The following is an 18,542-nucleotide window of genomic DNA, read 5'->3' as shown; positions in this document are numbered from 1 at the left end:
GATGCAAGGCGCTCAGCTCCGACATCAGCCTCCCGCACCCGGCCGCAAGCCGGTGCCACGGGGTGCCAGCCGCATGGTGGCGAAAGAGCCGATGTCCGCACGCCTGCCGAAAGCCAATTTCAGCTTTCTGAAGAGCCTGTTCTGGCCGGTGCTGTTGGTGGTGCTGGGCTTTGGTACTTACGAAGGTGCAACACGTTTGCTGCCGTACGCCGACCGGCCGATCACCAAGATCGCCGTGCAAGGCGACCTGAGCTACATCAGCCAGCAAGCGGTGCAGCAGCGGATCGCCCCGTACGTGGCGTCGAGCTTCTTCACCATCGACCTGGCGGGGATGCGCACCGAGCTTGAGCAGATGCCGTGGATTGCCCATGCCGAAGTACGTCGGGTATGGCCAGACCAGGTTGTGATCCGTCTCGAAGAACAACTGCCGGTGGCGCGTTGGGGCGACGAGTCGTTGCTGAACAACCAGGGCCAGGCGTTTACGCCAAAGGAACTGGCGAATTACGAACACCTGCCACAGCTGTTCGGCCCACAACGGGCTCAGCAGCAAGTCATGCAGCAGTACCAGGTGTTGAGCCAGATGCTGCGGCCGTTGGGCTTCTCGATTGCGCGCCTGGAATTGCGTGAACGCGGGAGTTGGTTCCTGACCACCGGTGCCGGCAGTTCCGGCCCCGGCATCGAGTTGCTGCTGGGACGCGGCAACCTGGTGGAAAAGATGCGCCGCTTTATCGCCATCTATGACAAGACGCTTAAAGACCAGATTACGAACATTGCGCGCATCGATCTGCGCTACGCCAACGGCCTCGCTGTTGGCTGGCGGGAACCAGTAGCGCCGACGACAGCCCAACCCGCTGTCGCAAAGAATTAAGAAGAGGCAGGACCCATGGCAAACGTGCAAAGCGGAAAAATGATCGTCGGTCTCGATATCGGCACCTCCAAGGTGGTGGCGCTGGTCGGCGAGGTCTCCGACGACGGCACGCTGGAAATCGTCGGGATCGGTACCCATCCATCCCGTGGCCTGAAGAAGGGCGTGGTGGTCAACATCGAGTCCACCGTGCAATCGATCCAGCGCGCGATCGAAGAAGCCCAACTGATGGCGGGCTGCCGCATTCACTCGGCGTTCGTCGGCGTGGCGGGCAATCACATCCGCAGCCTGAACTCCCACGGCATCGTCGCGATCCGTGATCGCGAAGTCAGCTCGGCCGACCTTGAGCGCGTCCTCGACGCCGCTCAAGCCGTGGCGATCCCCGCTGACCAGCGCGTGCTGCACACCCTGCCGCAGGATTACGTGATCGATAACCAGGAAGGTGTTCGCGAGCCACTGGGCATGTCCGGCGTACGTCTGGAGGCCAAGGTTCACGTGGTCACCTGCGCCGTCAACGCTGCACAGAACATTGAAAAATGTGTGCGTCGCTGCGGTCTGGAAATCGACGACATCATTCTCGAGCAACTGGCCTCGGCCTACTCGGTGCTGACCGACGACGAGAAAGAGCTGGGCGTGTGCCTGGTCGACATCGGCGGCGGCACCACCGACATCGCGATCTTCACCGAAGGCGCGATTCGCCACACCGCGGTCATCCCGATTGCCGGTGATCAGGTGACCAACGACATCGCCATGGCGTTGCGCACCCCGACCCAGTACGCCGAAGAAATCAAGATTCGTTACGCCTGCGCCCTGGCGAAACTGGCCGGTGCCGGTGAAACCATCAAGGTGCCAAGCGTTGGCGACCGTCCACCGCGCGAACTGTCACGTCAGGCCCTGGCCGAAGTGGTCGAGCCGCGTTACGACGAACTGTTCACGTTGATTCAGGCCGAGTTGCGTCGCAGTGGCTACGAAGACCTGATCCCGGCCGGCATCGTCCTGACCGGTGGTACGTCGAAGATGGAAGGCGCCACTGAATTGGCCGAGGAAATCTTCCACATGCCGGTTCGTCTGGGTGTGCCGCACGGCGTGAAGGGCCTGGATGACGTGGTGCGCAACCCGATTTATTCCACTGGCGTTGGCTTGTTGATGTATGGCCTGCAAAAGCAGTCCGACGGGGTTTCGTTCTCCGGCATCGGCAGCCGCGACAGCTACAGCAACGAAGAGCCACAGGCGCCGTTGCTGGACCGATTGAAGAAGTGGGTTCAAGGCAACTTTTAAAAGCAGCCGGAAGCGTCAAGCTTCGAGCGGCAAGCAGTAGCAGTAGATGCACCGCAACAAAAAAGCAGTAGGCGAAAAAACTAGAGAATGTAAGGAGAGGGAAAATGTTCGAACTCGTAGACAACATCCCCGCAAGCCCGGTAATCAAAGTTATCGGTGTTGGCGGTGGCGGCGGCAACGCTGTCAATCACATGGTCAAGAGCAACATCGAAGGCGTTGAATTCATCTGCGCCAACACTGATGCTCAAGCGCTGAAAAACATCGGCGCGCGTACCATTCTGCAACTGGGCACCGGCGTGACCAAAGGTCTGGGCGCTGGCGCCAACCCTGAAGTAGGTCGTCAGGCCGCTCTCGAAGACCGTGAGCGCATTGCCGAAGTCCTGCAGGGCACCAACATGGTGTTCATCACCACTGGCATGGGCGGCGGTACCGGTACCGGTGCTGCGCCGATCATCGCCGAAGTGGCCAAGGAAATGGGCATTCTGACCGTTGCGGTAGTCACGCGTCCGTTCCCGTTCGAAGGCCGCAAGCGTATGCAGATCGCCGATGAAGGCATCCGCATGCTCTCGGAAAGCGTCGACTCGTTGATCACCATTCCCAACGAGAAGCTGCTGACCATCCTCGGTAAAGACGCAAGCCTCTTGTCGGCTTTCGCCAAGGCAGACGATGTACTGGCCGGTGCCGTTCGCGGTATCTCCGACATCATCAAGCGTCCGGGCATGATCAACGTCGACTTCGCCGACGTGCGTACCGTGATGAGCGAAATGGGCATGGCGATGATGGGCACTGGCTGCGCCAGCGGTCCGAACCGTGCACGTGAAGCCACCGAAGCGGCGATCCGCAACCCGTTGCTGGAAGACGTGAACCTGCAAGGTGCACGCGGCATCCTGGTGAACATCACTGCCGGTCCTGACCTGTCTCTGGGTGAGTACTCCGACGTGGGTTCGATCATCGAAGCCTTCGCTTCCGAGCACGCGATGGTCAAGGTCGGTACCGTTATCGATCCGGACATGCGCGATGAGCTGCACGTAACTGTGGTTGCCACTGGTCTGGGCGCGAAAATCGAGAAGCCTGTCAAGGTCATCGACAACACCGTTCACACCTCCATGGCTTCCGCCCAGGTGCAACAACCGGCTGCGGCCCGTCAGGAAGCGCCAGCGGTGAACTACCGTGATCTGGACCGTCCGACCGTCATGCGCAACCAGGCTCAGGCCGGTGCTGCGGCTGCCGCGAAGATGAATCCGCAAGATGATCTGGACTACCTGGACATCCCGGCTTTCCTGCGTCGTCAGGCCGATTGATGGAATGTATCAGGGCTATGAAGGTGATTGGTGTTCAGCAAAGGCATGGTCTGCTATCATCGCCAGCCTTTGTTGATACCAGTTCGCAATTTGCGCTGAAGCGGCCCAAGCCATGATTAAACAACGCACACTGAAAAATATTATCCGTGCCACAGGTGTAGGCCTGCACTCCGGTGAGAAGGTCTATCTGACCCTCAAGCCTGCGCCTGTCGACACTGGCATTGTGTTTTGTCGCGCTGACCTCGACCCTGTGGTGCAGATTCCTGCCCGCGCGGAAAACGTCGGTGAAACCACTATGTCGACGACGCTGATTAACGGCGACGTGAAAGTGGACACGGTAGAGCACTTGCTCTCGGCCATGGCTGGCCTGGGCATCGATAACGCCTACGTCGAGCTCTCCGCGTCCGAAGTCCCGATCATGGATGGCAGCGCTGGACCCTTCGTATTCCTGATTCAATCGGCAGGCCTGGAAGAACAGGACGCCGCCAAGAAATTCATCCGCATCCTGCGTGAAGTGACAGTGGAAGACGGCGACAAGCGCGCCACTTTCGTCCCTTTCGAAGGATTCAAGGTGAGCTTCGAGATCGATTTCGATCACCCGGTATTCCGGGACCGCACCCAAAGTGCAAGCGTGGATTTTTCCAGCACTTCGTTCGTAAAAGAAGTCAGCCGCGCCCGTACCTTTGGTTTCATGAGTGATATCGAGTACCTGCGCAAGCACAACCTCGCACTCGGCGGCAGCGTTGAAAACGCAATCGTGGTCGATGCCGATGGCGTGTTGAACGAAGACGGTCTTCGCTATGAAGACGAATTCGTGAAGCACAAGATCCTCGATGCCATTGGCGACCTGTATCTGCTGGGTAACAGCCTGATTGGTGAGTTCAAAGGCTTCAAGTCCGGTCATGCACTGAACAACCAGCTGTTGCGCAAGTTGATTGAGCAAACAGATGCTTGGGAAGTGGTGACGTTCGAAGACGCCAGCACCGCACCGATCTCTTACATGCGTCCTGTTGCGGCGGTGTAAGTAAAAAACCTCTCTAGTTTTTTGAAGGCCATCCTCGGATGGCCTTTTTTTATGCCTGCGATTTTTGTGTTGCCTGGAAAGGCCCTATCGCTGGCAAGCCAGCTCCCACAGTTTTCTTTGTTAATCACAAATCTGCAGCACATCACAAATCCCTGTGGGAGCTGGCTTGCCAGCGATGGGGCCGGTGAGGCCAATACATCTGTCAGGTTGCGATTACCACCCGATTACGCCCACCTTCCTTGGCCTGATACAACGCCTTGTCCGCCACAAACAGCAACTGCTCCAGCGTCATCTCACTCGCCGCCGTCCACGTCGCGATGCCGATACTCACGGTCATCGGCCGCTCTGCCCCGTCGACCAACGGCAACTGCTTCACCGCCTGACGAATATGCTCGGCGATCTGTTGCGCGCCATGACCGCCGGTCTCGGCGAGAATCACCGAAAACTCCTCGCCGCCATAGCGCGCGACCAGATCCGCCGGTCGTCGCACGTTCGCCGTGATCACCTTGGCCAGTTCGCGCAACGCCTGATCCCCGGCCTGATGCCCATGCCGGTCATTGAATGCCTTGAAGTGATCGGCATCGATCATCATCACCGACAGCGGTTTGCCTGAGCGTTGAGCACGGAACCACTCGTGACGCAGGGCCTGATCGAGCATTCGCCGATTGGCCACACCGGTCAGTGCATCGGTGGCGGCCAGTTGCGCCAGCTCGCGCTCGGCCCGTTGACGCAAGCGCAACTCGCGGGCCAGCAACCAGGTCAGCCACAGCAACCCCGCGCACAACACTCCCGTGGCGCCGCTGATCAACAGAGCGGTACGACGCCACGTGCCGAACACCTCGTCGCTGGACAGCGCGACCATCACGATCAACGGCAGATTGCCGACCCGCGAATAGGTATAGAGACGTTGCTGATGGTCGATGCTCGAAACGCTGTTGAAACTGCCATTGCCACTCTTGTCGCGCAGAATCCGTATGACGTTGGGCCGGTTGCCGAAGCTTTTGCCGATGGAGTTGCTTTGCAAATAGGGCTTTTGCGCCAGCAAGACGCCGTCGTTGTCGATGATGTTCAACGTGCTGTCTTTGCCGATGTCGAGGCTGTTGAACAATTGGTCGAAGTAGTCGAGTTTCATCGACGCCACGGCCACGCCGGCGAACTCACCGGTGTCCGAGGAAATCCGTCGACTGAAGCTGATCCGCCACTGGTTGGCTTCATCGCAGTCGCAACGGGTCTTGAACGGACGGCTGATGAACATGCCGATGTCGCGATTGAACGCGTGCGCGAGGAAGTAATCGCGGTCGGCAAAGTTGCCCGGTTTCGGCTCGACCCGCGAAGAATCGGCAATGACGTTGCCGTGTTTGTCGAGCAGCAGAATGTCGCCCTTGAAGCGCGCGGTGGTCGAGCGGTCGAACAGCGCCAGATGACGGATCTGCGGTGAGACAGTTTGCAGATCATCGCGTTGGGCGGCAGCGATCAGGCCTTGCAGGGTCAGGTCGTACAACTCGACCGTGCGCAGCACATCGGCGTCGATCAGTTGCGCGATGGTGGTGGCGCTGCGGGTCGCCGATTCCTGAGCGTTGGCGTGCTCGCGGATCAGCAGGAACGTGACGATGCACAGAATCGCGATCACGGTCAGCGAACTGCCGCAGATCAGCAGCAACTCGGGGCGTCCGGTTTTGCCCGCAACGGGTGGGGTACGGCTCGCGATCATGATTGGGCTGTCGGTTGAGAGAGTCTTATAAGCGTAGTAGGCCAAACACCACAGCCGAAGCCAGAAACCATTCGCAATGTGGGAGCGAGCCTGCTCCGGGCGGCGTTCCGACGAAAGTGGCGTGTCATTCAACATAGATGTCGATTGATAGACCGCCTTCGCGAGCAGGCTCGCTCCCACAAGGGTACATCCTGGAATTCAATACGGTGTTACGGCGCCGATCTTAGAAGACGTTGATCGGGTAGTCGATGATGACGCGGTATTCATCTGTATCCGAATCAATTACACCGTAGCCGTTGCCGCCACGGTTGGTTGCCCATTGCAGGTGCACCGCCAGATCTTTGGCCTGACCGCTCTGCACCACGTACTGCAAATCGAGATCGCGCTCCCAATGCTTGGCGTTGCGGCCCTCGGCGCTGTACCAGTTGGAATAGCCTTTGCTGTCGGGGTCAACCTTGGTCAGGTCGACAGTGCCGCGCGAGTAGGACACGGACGAGGTCAGTCCCGGTACGCCGACACCGGCGAAGTCGTAGGCGTATTTGAGCTTCCACGAGCGCTCGTTCGGGCCGTTGAAGTCGGAATACTGCTGGGAGTTGTCGAGGTAAACGCTGTCGCCCTGGCTGATGTAGTCGAACGGCGTGTTGCCGTTGACCCGCTGATACGCGGCGGTAACGCTGTGATTACCGACGCCAACGGTGAAATGCAGGCTGTAGGTGTTGTTGTCGATATTGCCCAGCAGCGCATCACCCGTGTCTTGCGTGTGATAGAAGTGCAAGCCCGGGTTGAGGCTGACCAGATCGTTCAACTCCCACGTGTAGTCGAGGTCGTAGTAGTACTGGTTCCAGATGTCCTTTAGCTCGGACGCATAAAGACTGCTGGTCAGGCCTTCGACGCCGCTCCAGGCCACACCGGCCCAGTTCAGGTGCTGGCTCTCGTCGCCATCGGCCAATGTCCCGTAGGAAGTGCCGATGCGCGTGTGACCGCTCTGGTTGTAAGGCTTGGTGAAACTGGCCTGGCCGCCTTCGATCAACCAACCGTCGAAGCTGTGGTTGGTCAGGCTCACGCCACGGAAAGTCTGCGGCAGCATGCGCGTTTCACCGCCGGCAATCACTGGGTTGGTGAGGAACAGATCACCAGCCTTCAATTCGGTATCGAACGCGCGCATTTTCAGCGTGCCACCGGCGGTTGAGAAAGCGCCCGGTGCTTTGCCGCCACTCTCTCTGACCGGCAGGATGCTCGAACCGTCGGTGCCGCCACCGCCGTCGAGTTTCAGCCCGAGCATGGCGTGGGCGTCGATGCCGAAACCCACCGTGCCTTCGGTGTAACCCGACTTGAAGACCCCGAGAAACCCCTGGCCCCACTCTATGTTGTCGTCCGCTTTCTGCAAGCGGTTGCGATTCATGTAGTAGTTGCGGGCGTTGAGGTTGAGGCTCGAGCCTTCGACGAAGCCTTCGTTGGCGGGCTCGTCGGCGTGGGCGGTGGGGGCAATCGTTGCGGCAATTGCAAGGAATAGCGGGGTGAAGCGAACTGGGTAACGCACGTGCGATGGAGCTCCTTGGGTCAACTGGCGCCTCTTTATTTTGAGGCGCTCGATGTTTCTTGTTGTTACAGACGAACCAAACGGCTTTCAGACCACAACGAAAAAAGGCCGCTGAAAGGCAGCGGCCTGGAATGACGACGGTTGAACGGGAAGAGCCAAACAACCGCGTCGAGGGAAACGTTGGCGCGGAGCGCGGCTCAGCTGTCTTTCTCGGACGCTTGAGCCTGGGAAGTGGCAGCTTGTGGGGCTTGCGTGGCGTCTTGCGCCTTGGCCATCACTTCGGCCTGATGCTGATCGAAGGCCTGAGCGCGAGCGACATTCTGCGCCACGAACGCCTGCGATTCTTCAGCCATCGCCATCGGCGACAGGATCAATGAGGACAAAACGAACGCGCTGGCAATACCCATACTGTTGGACATCTTGAAAACCTTCTCGCTTGGCGAGTGCTGTTTGGTGCGGGCAAAGATAAGGTCGCCGGACGCAGGGAAACAGCGTGATTTTCATAAATGACTGTTGCGCAGGAGGTAAAAGTCGAAGATCGCGGTGCAGCCAAGAGCAACCCCCTCACCCCAGCCCTCTCCCCCAGGGGGGCGAGGGGGAAAGGGAGCCGATCGGGGGCTGTTCAAAGCCTGAGTTCGACTCGAGCTTTCAGGTCGGCGTACTTCGAAAGAACCCCACGGTCAGTCCCCTCTCCCACCGGGAGAGGGTTAGGGTGAGGGGCTTTTCAAACCGGCAAATAAATCCCGAAAGTATTCATTCCCCGATCACTGCGCACAAACACATCCCCACCATGCATCAGCGCAATCGCCTTAACGATCGCCAGCCCCAAGCCATGGTTATTGCCACTATTACTGCGCGACGCATCCACCCGATAAAAGCGCTCGAACAAGCGTGGCAAATGCTCACTGGCAATCGGCGATCCGGGATTGGCCACACCAATACTCACCTGATGCGCTTCCACCTCAATACGCACCTCGATCACCTGACCAGGCCCGGTGTGTTGCACTGCGTTGCTCAACAGATTGATCAATGCCCGGCGCAAATGCGCGACCTCGATCTGCACCAGCGCATCGCCGCTGACTTGCACTTCAACCTGTGCGTCTTCAAGGATGAAATCCAGATACTCCAGCGTCGTTGCCACCTCATCCGCCAGCGAAGTGGACGTGAGTTTCGTCGCCTTGTTGCCTTGATCGGCACTGGCCAGAAACAGCATGTCATTGATGATCGAACGCAACCGTTCCAGCTCTTCAAGATTCGATTGCAGCACTTCGAAATAATGTTCGGCGGAGCGCCCGCGAGTCAGCGCCACCTGCGTCTGGCCAATCAGATTGGTCAGCGGCGAACGCAGCTCATGGGCGACGTCGGCGTTGAACGATTCGAGTCGCGAGTAGGCCTGTTCAACCCGTTCCAGTGTCGAGTTGAACGAGTCGACAAATTGCTCAAGCTCCGGTGGCAGCGGCGACAGACGCAAGCGCCCGGCGCGAAGGGGTGGCGCCAGTCGTTGAGCCTCGTGGGACAGTTTGATCAACGGCTTCAAACCAATCCGGGCGACCCAATACCCCAACGCCGACGCCATCAGTACACCGACAATCGCCAGCCCGATCAATGCGGTCAGCAGGTTGTGCTGAGTCTCATGAAAGGTCTCGGTATCGATGCCGATCATGAAGCGCAGCGGCGGGCGCTGATCTTTGGCCGGCAACTCGGTCAGCAGCACTTTCAGCGGATAAGGATGGTCGGGCAACTGCAGGTCATGCATGCCCAGCGGCCCTTGGGCGAACGCGCGAATCACCGCATCCGGTTGACCATACTCGTAACCCGGATCGCCACTCACCACCCAGAACCGAATGCGCTTGTCCTCTTCGCCGAGCAGCTTCAACTTGGCGTTGATCTTCAACCAATGCTCCGGCGTGCCGAAGCGATTGAGCGCCGATTCGAGCACGCTGTAGCGCGCATCCAGCTCGGCTTCCGGCAGTAACCCCAAGCCTTTATCGACCTGCTGATACAACGCGCCGCCAATCAACAGAAACACCACTAACGCCACCAGCGTGAACATCCCGCTCAGGCGCAGGGCAATCGAGTTACTGGACACCACGGCTCTCCAGCACATAACCCATGCCGCGAATGGTGTGCAGCAGTTTTTCGTCGAACGGCCCGTCGAGTTTGGCGCGCAAGCGTTTGATCGCGACCTCGACGACGTTGGCATCGCTGTCGAAATTGATGTCCCAGACCATCTCGGCGATCGCAGTTTTCGAAAGGATTTCACCTTGCCGACGGGCCAGCACGCTAAGCAGCGAAAACTCTTTAGCGGTCAGATCCAGGCGTGTGCCGGCGCGAGTGGCCTTGCGGCTGATCAGATCTATCCACAGGTCGGCGATGCTCACCTGCACCGGTTCATGCCCGCCACTGCGTCGGGTCAGCGCTTGCAGACGCGCGACCAGTTCGAGGAAGGAAAACGGTTTGCCGAGGTAATCGTCGGCGCCGTCGCGCAGGCCTTTGATGCGGTCTTCGACGCGCTCGCGGGCGGTGAGCATGATCACCGGGGTCTGCTTGCGCGCCCGCAATGCGCGCAGCACGCCGAAGCCATCGAGGCCCGGTAGCATGACGTCGAGGACGATCACCGCGTAGTCGCTTTCCAGCGCCAGATGCAGGCCCTCGACGCCGTCGCGGGCCAGATCCACGGTGTAACCCTGTTCCGTCAGACCGCGGTGCAGATAGTCCGCGGTTTTTTCCTCGTCTTCGATAATCAGAACGCGCATGACCCTGCCTCAGTCTGTGGTCGCCAACGCCGGCAGGGGCGCAGGTTTGGGTCTATGGAAAAGTCGCTCAAGCCACAAGTATATGACTGGAGTGGTAAACAACGTCAGCATCTGGCTGACCAGCAAACCGCCGACCACCGCGATCCCCAACGGTTGGCGCAGTTCGGCGCCGGTGCCGTAACCGAGCATCAGCGGCAGCGCGCCAAGCAGGGCGGCGAGGGTGGTCATGATGATCGGCCGGAACCGCGTGATGCACGCCTCGAAAATCGCATCCTGCGGCGACAGGCCTCGATGGCGTTGCGCCTCTAGGGCGAAGTCGATCATCAGGATGCCGTTCTTCTTGACGATACCGATCAGCAACACCAGGCCGATCAACGCCATGATCGAAAAGTCCTGGCCACAGATCCACAGCATGATCACCGCGCCCAAACCTGCCGCCGGCAATGTCGAAATGATCGTCAGCGGGTGCACGAAGCTTTCATAAAGCACACCGAGAATGATGTACACCGCCACCAGCGCCGCAAGAATCAGCCACGGCTGACTGGCCAGCGAACTCTGGAACGCCTGCGCTGCACCCTGGAAATTGCCGCTGATCGCCGTCGGCATGCCGATCTCAGCCTTGGCCTGATTGAGCAGAATCACCGCATCGCCCAGCGCCACGCCGGGCGCGAGGTTGAACGACAGGTTGGCGGCGGGGAACATGCCGTCGTGGGCAATCGACAACGGGCCAATGGTCGGCGCATCGAATTTGGCCAGCGCCGACAGCGGCACCATCTCGCCACTCAGCGGCGAGCGCAGGTAGAAATAGTTGAGGCTTTCGGCCTTGCCGCGCTGCTTGGTGTCCAGCTCCAGAATCACGTTGTACTGGTTGACCTGGGTCTGGAATTCATTGATCTGGCGTTGGCCGAAAGCATCGTACAGCGCCTCGTCGACATCGCTGGCGGTCAGGCCGAAACGCGCGGCGGCGCTGCGGTCGATGCTGATGTGGGTGATGCTGCCGCCCAGTTGCAAGTCGTTGGAAATGTCGCGGAACGCCGGGTTGCTGCGCAGTTTTTCGGTGAGACGTTGTGTCCATGTGGCGAGGGTTGCGCCGTCATTGCTCTTGAGCACGTATTGATACTGCGCACGGCTCGGGCCGGAGCTGAGGTTGATGTCTTGCCCTGCGCGCAGGTAGAGGACGATGCCGGGGACTTTCATCAGTTGCGGGCGGATGCGGTCGATGAACTGGCTGGCTGAAACATCACGGTCGCCGCGTTTTTTCAGGGCGATCCAGAAGCGGCCGTTGGCGATGGTCTGGTTACTGCCGGAGACACCGACCGAATGGGAAAACGCCTGCACCGCCGGATCGGCGGCGACGATTTCGGCCATGGCCAAATGTTTTTTCACCATGTCGCCGTAGGAAATATCCGCAGCCGCTTCGGTGGTGCCGAGGACGAAACCGGTGTCCTGCACCGGGAAGAAACCCTTGGGGATAAAGATGTAACCGCCGATGGCCAGCGCCAGCGATAAACCGAACACGCCGATCATCAATTTCTGATGGGCGAGGGCGCGGCGCAGACCTTTCTCGTACCAGCCGAGCAAGCGTTCGCTGAAGCCCGGTTTGGCGTGGGCGTGATGCACCGGTTTGCGCATGAACAGCGCGGCCAGCGTCGGCGCCAACGTCAGCGAGACCACCACGGAAATCATGATGGTCGAGGTCGCGGTCAGGGCGAATTCCTTGAACAGGCGCCCGACCACGCCGCCCATGAACAGCAGCGGAATGAACGCCGCCACCAGCGAGAAACTGATCGAGACCACGGTGAAGCCAATCTCGCCGGCGCCCTTGATGGCGGCCTCGCGCATATCGTCGCCGGCCTCCAGATGGCGGTGGATGTTCTCCACCACCACAATCGCATCGTCGACCACAAACCCCACGGCCACCACGATTGCCACCAGCGTCAGGTTATTCAGGCTGAAACCGAGGATGTACATCAAGGCGAAACTGGCGATCAGCGACACGCCGAGTACCGCCGAAACAATCAGGGTCGCCGACAACTGGCGCAGGAACAGCGCCATTACCGCGACCACCAGCATGATAGCGATCAACAGGGTGATTTCGACTTCATGCAGCGAGGCACGAATGGTCTGTGTACGGTCGATCAAGGTTTTCACTTGCACCGAGGCCGGCAGCATCGCTTCGAGGCCGGGCAGGGCAGCTTGAATGCGGTCGACCGTTTCTACGATGTTCGCGCCTGGTTGGCGCGAGATCACCAGGTTCACACCGGGTTGATCACCGGCCCACGCTTGCACGTAGGCATCTTCCGAACCGTTGACGACTTTGGCGACATCGCGCAGGTGAACTGGCGCGCCATCCTTGTAGGAAACGATGAGTTGGCTGTAGTCCTCGGGGTGGAACAACTGGTCGTTGGTCGACAGTGTCGAGATGCTCGATTCGCCGTACAGCGCACCTTTGGCGAGGTTGAGGCTTGTTTGCTGGATGGCCAGACGAATGTCGGCGAGGGTCAGGCCAATCGCCGCGAGTTTGTCCGCCGAGGCTTGCACGCGGATCGCCGGACGTTGCTGGCCGGTGATGTTGATTTGTCCTACGCCGTCGATCTGACTGATCTGACGCGAGAGCAGGGTTTCCACCAAGTCGCTGAGCTCGGTGCCGGGCATTTGCGTCGAACTGACGCTGAGGATCAGCACCGGGCTGTCGGCGGGGTTGACCTTCTTCCACGTTGGCAGTGTCGGCATGTCCTTGGGCAGTTTGCCGGCGGCGGTGTTGATCGCCGCTTGTACTTCCTGCGCGGCAGTGTCGATGCTCTTATCGAGGGTAAATTGCAGGGTAAGCAGGCTTGAGCCCAAGGCACTGCTAGAGGTCATCTGGGTCATGCCGGGGATGGCGCTGAATTGCACCTCCAGCGGCGTGGCCACGGACGAGGCCATGGTGTCGGGGCTGGCGCCGGGCAACTGCGCGGAAACCTGAATCGTAGGAAATTCCGCTTCCGGCAGTGGGGCAATCGGCAAACGCGGGAAGGCAATCAAACCGACCAGCACCAGCGCGATGGTCAGCAGGATTGTGGCGACCGGGTGATCGATACACCATGTGGAGACGCCTTTGTGCGCCTTCATGGTTTCGGCTCCGTTTGCACCACCTGCGCCGGCTCGGTCATGACTTGCACCGTGGAACCCGGTTTAAGGCGTGACTGGCCGTCGGTGACCAGCACATCGCCGGCCTTCACGCCTTGGATGATGTCCTGGCCACTGCCTTGGTAAACCATCTGCACTTGCACGGCTTCGACCTTGTCGCCGTTCACCCGGTAAACGAAGTGTTGGTCGAGGCCACGTTGTACGACGGTGGGCGGGACGACCAGCGCATCTTTGTCGAGGGCCGTCTGAATTTTTACCGTGACCAGCAGCCCGGGCCAGAGCTTCTGGCTGGCGTTGGCGAATTCGGCTTTGGCGCGGATGGTGCCGGTGTTGGCGTTGATCTGGTTGTCGATCAGGGTCAGGTGACCTTCGCCAAGCAGGTTGCCGGTTTCGCCATCGGTGTCGGCGCCGATGTAGGCCTTGACCGGTGCGCGTTGCGGGTCGTTGATCAGGCCTTGCAGGGTCGGCAGCATTTGCTGGGGCAGGGAGAATTCGACGGCAATCGGGTCGATCTGGGTGACGGTGAACAGGCCGGTGGTGTCGGTCATGCGCAGGAAGTTGCCTTCGTCGACTGTGCGAATACCGACGCGGCCGGTGACCGGGGAGCGGATCTGTGTGTAGGAAAGTTGTACCTGGGCCGCATCAATCGACGCTTGGTTGCCTTGGGCGGTGGCCTTGAGTTGGTTGACCAGGGCTTGTTGCTGGTCGTAGGTCTGTTTCGAGATGCCGTCGTCGACGGTGAGCAGTTTGTAGCGTTTTAGGTTGACCAAGGCGACTTGCAGTTGTGCCTGGCTTTCGCCCAGTTGGGCGCGGGCCTGGTCGAGGCTGGCGCGGATGGAGCGGTCGTCGATGGTGGCCAGCAGGTCGCCTGCTTTGACCAGTTGGCCTTCTTTGACGAGGATTTTGGTGAGGATGCCGTCTATTTGTGGGCGCACCACGACGCTGTGTAATGAGAGTACGGAGCCGATGCCGCTGGTGTAGCGGGGGACGTCTTTTTCGCTGACTGCGATCACTCGCACGGGGATGGCGGTGGGCGTGGCGAGTTTGGTCGGGGCGGGTTTCAGGGCGTACCACAGACCTGCGCCTGCGAGGACGATCAATAGGGTGGCGAGCAGGGCTTTGTTCTTTTGGATTCGCATGCGGGGTGGGCGCCGGACGGAGTTTGGGCAGGGTTGTTGTCTTTATAAACCTGTCAGCGGGTCAGTAGGGTGACGGCTAGCTGTCAGCGCTGTCAGTTTCGTTGGGTGTACATATCCGTTGCTGCGGTAACGGCGGCTTAGGGTTTCGCCCTTACGGCGACTCACTTTTTTTCAAACGCCAAAAAAAGTAAGCAAAAAACGCTTGCTCCTGCGTGCGGCCCGCTCGCTGGGGCTCGGGGTTCCTTCGCTCCGGGATCGATCCGGGCGCAGCGCCTACGGTTTGCTTCGCTGCACCTCCTCTCGCTGTGTTTGGCTGCGCCAAACGGTCGCTGCGCTCCCACGCCCGGATCAATCCCGGAACGAAGCCTTCCGACGTCGCTCGTGGATCAAGATCAAGAGCAGGCGAGCTGACACTCGGCCTATTGAGTGGTGAAGAGCACGGCGCGCTTGGCTTTGGTTATTGTGGTGTTCTCGCCCCTCACCCCAGCCCTCTCCCGAGGGAGAGGGAGCCGATTTTTCGGCTTTTCAGAATTTGTGTTCGACTCGGTATTTCACGTCGGCGTAGCTCTCCCAAACACCACGGTCAGTTCCCTCTCCCTCCGGGAGAGGGCTAGGGTGAGGGGCTTTTGATCTGTTTCAGAATCTGGGTTCTGCTCGGTATTTCAAGTCGGCGTAGCTCTGCCAAACACCTCGGTCAGTCCCCTCTCCCTCTGGGAGAGGGCTAGGGTGAGGGTTGGCTTTTGGCTGTTTAAATTTGTGTCAATTAACCAGAACCTTCCCACAAGGTTTTCAGGTTGTCCGTCGGACGTGCGCGCTCTAGTCTTTGGTTGTCGCCGAAAACTCGGTGATCGGGTGTGAGAACCCGGGCTAAGTATTATTCCAATACCAGTACCGTCATAATCGGCGCCAGCTGATTGCTGCCTGCATTTTTATGGCGGCTATGTACGGGCGGACTTCGGTCCGGCCGGAGGTTGTACTGGTCCTTGCCCGGTTTCTCACCCCGTACGTAGCTGCCACCCAATTCGCCGCGTGAGAAACGGTAATTGTTGGCTCCAATCAGTGAGGACTGAGTAAATGACTAAGCCCGTACCCGATCCACCCATCGATCCCACAACCCCACTCGAAGACGCCATCCGCGCCGACGACCAGATCAAAACCCGCGAAGCCATCAAGCGCGCTCTCGACTTCTACCTCTGCCCCGAACCGGTCAAACCGCGTCAGCCCAGTACGATGTTCCTCATCCACCCGGACATCGACACCGAAAGCCTGCTCGCCCACGCCTGCGAATCGCTGGCTTCTGCCAATGTCATGGCCGGTGATCTGGCTGATCAGCTCAGTCGTCCGCAGCGCAGTACGGCGCTGGCGATCCAGCAGATCGTCATGCTCGCCGAACTTGCGGTAAACCGGGCGCTGGATCGGGTTGATCCGCAAACGTAATCCGTCTGAACACCGCGTCATCGTTCTTCGCGAGCAGACTCGCTCCACAAGGGGATCACAATCCAAATGTAGGTGTGAGTCTGTTTGCGATGGCGACTGTTCTGTGGCCGCAGTCTCTGGAAATATTCGTAGGGTTGATAAGTCCCAAAAAGGGACCTATCGTTCCCTTTTTGGGACTCTTTGGCCTTCACAGTGGAAACTATCTCTCTAAGCGAAGCGCTGTTTACCACCACTCAACAAAAAGTGTTGGGTCTGCTGTTCGGTAAGCCTGACCAGACTTTCTATGCCAATGAGATCGCGCGCTGGGCGTGTGTTGGCAAAGGCAGTCTCATGCGTGAACTCGACCGTCTGCAGCGAGCCGGTGTGTTGCGCATGACGAGGGTGGGTAATCAGAACCATTACCAGGCCAATCCCACCTGTCCTATCTATGCCGAACTGCTGGGCATCGCTCGCAAGACGTTTGCCATCGCCGAGCCTCTGCGTCAGGCATTGCAGCCGTTTACCGAGCAGATCACCTGGGCGTTTGTCTATGGTTCCATCGCCAAAGACACAGCAAACACACTCAGTGACATTGATCTCATGCTGATCGGCGAAGGCCTGCACTACAGTGAAGTCATGGAACGGCTCATGCCCATGGAGGAGCAATTGGGTCGTCCCATCAATCCGACGCTTTACACCCCGCAAGACTGGGCGGCGAAACTGGCTGCGCAAAACAGCTTTGTTGTGCGGGTGGTGCAGCAGGAAAAAATCGATCTGTTAGGGGCAAACCCTTTGGAGTCCAAGGATGGGCTGCAACGAGAGTCTGGAGAATCTTCTACGTAGCGGTGGGCTGAAAGCGGAGCCGCCGGATCGCAAGGAGTGTGAGGGCTTGATGCGCTCGGCCGTGGATCGGCTCAAGGATGCGCAAACTTCGACGTTGTCTTTTTCCAGCCGTTTCGACTTGGCCTATAACGCAGCGCACGCATTGGCGCTGACGGCGCTTCGATTGAGTGGTTATCGATCGGATAAACGCTATCTGGTCTTTCAGTGTCTGGTGCATACGGCGCATATCAGCAAGGTTCAGGTGCGATTGTTCGCGTTGTGTCATGAGCGGCGCAATCTCGCGGAATACGAAGGGTATATGGATGAGGATGACGCGCTTCTGGCGCAGTTGCTGGAAAGCACCTCGCAATTGTTGAGTAACGTCCAGCAACGAATGAACTGACATCCGGCACGGCTTGCGATCCTGACTAATCTCCGAAATCAAGCCCGGCGTGAAAGTCGATGTCGACACCGATCGCAACGCTTGCAGTCATCAGTCGATGCCGATTTCCATGCGCTACGAAGCGCTGAAGACCTCGACCGATAAAGGCATCGTCATCATCAGTTACCTGTAAACCGTTCGGCGTGCGCTGCAAATCTTCAGGTGCCCAACCTTGGCGCACAGGTATACTGCGCGCCTTCGCGGCTCAATGATCGGGCCCGACTTTTTTGCTTTCCGGAGCTTTTATGACTTCCCCGACCCTGCCGCCGGTTGACGACGCTGTTAGCGATGTCTCGGCTGAACTGGCCGATACCAGCGAAACCAAAGCCGATATCCCGGCGTTCAAATTTCCGTTCAAGCCGGGCGAACTGGCTTCTGCCAAAGGCTCGAATCAGCCGTGGTACAAGAACGGCGCCAAGAATGGCCACACCAAGACCCCGGGCATGGCGCCGCCGGGCACCCGTCGTTCGATGGGCAAGCGCTGAGTTTCAATCCCGCCTGCGGCCATCGCTGTGATTTTCCATCACAGTGATGGCTAAGTGCTCAGACCCTGAGCCAGATCAACGTTTCACCATTTGGTGCGCTTAGAGTCAGCAGCCCTGCCGACTCTTTCCAATAAAACGAGCGCGCTATCCCATGAAGATCAATCTCCCGGTGACCGGTCGCAATGTCGATGTGGCGCTGGACGCGAACATTCTCTCGACCACCGATCTGACCAGCGCGATCACCTACGCCAACGACGATTTCATCAGGATCAGCGGTTATAGCCGCGACGAGTTGCTCGGTACGCCGCACAACCTGCTGCGTCATCCGGATATGCCGGCGCAGGCGTTTGCGCATATGTGGCAGACGCTCAAGCGCGGGCGGTCGTGGATGGGGCTGGTGAAGAATCGTTGCAAAAACGGTGATCACTATTGGGTCAGTGCATATGTCACACCGGTGACGCAGAACGGTGTGGCGGTGGAGTATCAGTCGGTGCGTACGCGGCCGGATGCGCGGTTGGTCGCGGCGGCAGAGCGGGCCTACGCGCAATTGCGTGGTGAGCGAAGGCCACGATGGCCGGGGCCAAAAATCAGTGTGCGGGCGAAGATCACGGCGTTGACCAGTGCGTTGCTTGGC

Annotated in this window: 16 protein-coding genes and 1 pseudogene; 10 read left to right on the top strand and 7 right to left on the bottom strand. The window is 59.2% G+C overall.

The features are described 5' to 3' along the window. The first annotated feature begins 1 nt into the window (after position 1). The 4 genes from ACZ0A4_RS18600 (at position 2) to lpxC (ending at position 4,468) form a co-directional block, all read left to right on the top strand. Entirely contained in the window at positions 2-868 is an 867-nt protein-coding gene (locus ACZ0A4_RS18600) for a cell division protein FtsQ/DivIB (RefSeq protein ID WP_007916989.1), read from the top strand. Positions 869-883: 15 nt separating this feature from the next. Next, entirely contained in the window at positions 884-2,143 is a 1,260-nt protein-coding gene (ftsA, locus tag ACZ0A4_RS18595) for a cell division protein FtsA (protein WP_064120500.1), read from the top strand. 104 nt (positions 2,144-2,247) lie between these two features. Next, on the top strand, positions 2,248-3,444 hold the full coding sequence (gene ftsZ / locus ACZ0A4_RS18590) for a cell division protein FtsZ (RefSeq protein WP_007916986.1): 1,197 nt from the start codon (positions 2,248-2,250) through the stop codon (positions 3,442-3,444). Between the two features lie 112 nt (positions 3,445-3,556). Continuing rightward, entirely contained in the window at positions 3,557-4,468 is a 912-nt protein-coding gene (lpxC, locus tag ACZ0A4_RS18585) for a UDP-3-O-acyl-N-acetylglucosamine deacetylase (RefSeq protein WP_007916984.1), read from the top strand. 202 nt (positions 4,469-4,670) lie between these two features. Here lpxC and ACZ0A4_RS18580 read toward each other — a convergent pair whose 3' ends face one another. From ACZ0A4_RS18580 to ACZ0A4_RS18550, 7 genes are all read right to left on the bottom strand, one after another. Beyond that, positions 4,671-6,179 carry a sensor domain-containing diguanylate cyclase gene (locus ACZ0A4_RS18580; RefSeq protein ID WP_463575913.1) on the bottom strand — a complete coding sequence of 503 codons (1,509 nt, stop codon included), beginning with the start codon at positions 6,177-6,179 and terminating at the stop codon, positions 4,671-4,673. Between the two features lie 223 nt (positions 6,180-6,402). Further along, a complete protein-coding gene (locus ACZ0A4_RS18575) occupies positions 6,403-7,719 on the bottom strand; it encodes an OprD family porin (protein WP_463575912.1) in 1,317 nt (438 codons plus the stop codon). Between the two features lie 197 nt (positions 7,720-7,916). After that, positions 7,917-8,138: a hypothetical protein gene (locus ACZ0A4_RS18570; RefSeq protein ID WP_122604842.1), complete on the bottom strand. Its 222-nt coding sequence runs from the start codon at positions 8,136-8,138 to the stop codon at positions 7,917-7,919. A 305-nt stretch (positions 8,139-8,443) separates the two neighbouring features. Continuing rightward, positions 8,444-9,808 (bottom strand): heavy metal sensor histidine kinase, encoded by a 1,365-nt coding sequence (locus ACZ0A4_RS18565; RefSeq protein WP_463575911.1) that lies wholly within the window; start codon positions 9,806-9,808, stop codon positions 8,444-8,446. After that, entirely contained in the window at positions 9,798-10,475 is a 678-nt protein-coding gene (locus ACZ0A4_RS18560; protein WP_007916978.1) for a heavy metal response regulator transcription factor, read from the bottom strand. Before ACZ0A4_RS18560 ends, ACZ0A4_RS18565 begins: the two co-directional genes overlap by 11 nt. A 9-nt stretch (positions 10,476-10,484) precedes the next feature. Beyond that, positions 10,485-13,586: a multidrug efflux RND transporter permease subunit gene (locus ACZ0A4_RS18555; RefSeq protein ID WP_463575910.1), complete on the bottom strand. Its 3,102-nt coding sequence runs from the start codon at positions 13,584-13,586 to the stop codon at positions 10,485-10,487. Then, a complete protein-coding gene (locus ACZ0A4_RS18550; RefSeq protein WP_463575909.1) occupies positions 13,583-14,743 on the bottom strand; it encodes an efflux RND transporter periplasmic adaptor subunit in 1,161 nt (386 codons plus the stop codon). The genes ACZ0A4_RS18555 and ACZ0A4_RS18550 overlap by 4 nt, the downstream gene beginning before the upstream one ends. A gap of 1,074 nt (positions 14,744-15,817) precedes the next feature. On the opposite strand from ACZ0A4_RS18550, the gene ACZ0A4_RS18545 reads away from it, so the two are divergent. The 6 genes and pseudogenes from ACZ0A4_RS18545 to ACZ0A4_RS18520 form a co-directional block, all read left to right on the top strand. Continuing rightward, complete coding sequence (locus ACZ0A4_RS18545) at positions 15,818-16,180, top strand: DUF6124 family protein (RefSeq protein ID WP_007916971.1); 363 nt, start codon at positions 15,818-15,820, stop codon at positions 16,178-16,180. A gap of 192 nt (positions 16,181-16,372) precedes the next feature. Continuing rightward, on the top strand, positions 16,373-17,002 hold the full coding sequence (locus tag ACZ0A4_RS18540; RefSeq protein WP_463575908.1) for a nucleotidyltransferase domain-containing protein: 630 nt from the start codon (positions 16,373-16,375) through the stop codon (positions 17,000-17,002). Beyond that, on the top strand, positions 16,965-17,384 hold the full coding sequence (locus ACZ0A4_RS18535) for a hypothetical protein (protein WP_463575907.1): 420 nt from the start codon (positions 16,965-16,967) through the stop codon (positions 17,382-17,384). The genes ACZ0A4_RS18540 and ACZ0A4_RS18535 overlap by 38 nt, the downstream gene beginning before the upstream one ends. 49 nt (positions 17,385-17,433) lie before the next feature. Then, complete coding sequence (locus tag ACZ0A4_RS18530) at positions 17,434-17,556, top strand: hypothetical protein (RefSeq protein ID WP_463575906.1); 123 nt, start codon at positions 17,434-17,436, stop codon at positions 17,554-17,556. 112 nt (positions 17,557-17,668) lie between these two features. Beyond that, entirely contained in the window at positions 17,669-17,908 is a 240-nt protein-coding gene (locus ACZ0A4_RS18525) for a hypothetical protein (protein ID WP_038362870.1), read from the top strand. Positions 17,909-18,059: 151 nt separating this feature from the next. Next, positions 18,060-18,341: pseudogene (locus ACZ0A4_RS18520) on the top strand (PAS domain-containing protein); the annotation flags it as partial. Positions 18,342-18,542: the final 201 nt, after the last annotated feature.

It is taken from the genome of Pseudomonas sp. AC172 (genome assembly GCF_979258595.1).
Note: the sequence above shows the minus strand (reverse complement) of the source record. Positions and strands in the feature narration are given on the sequence as shown.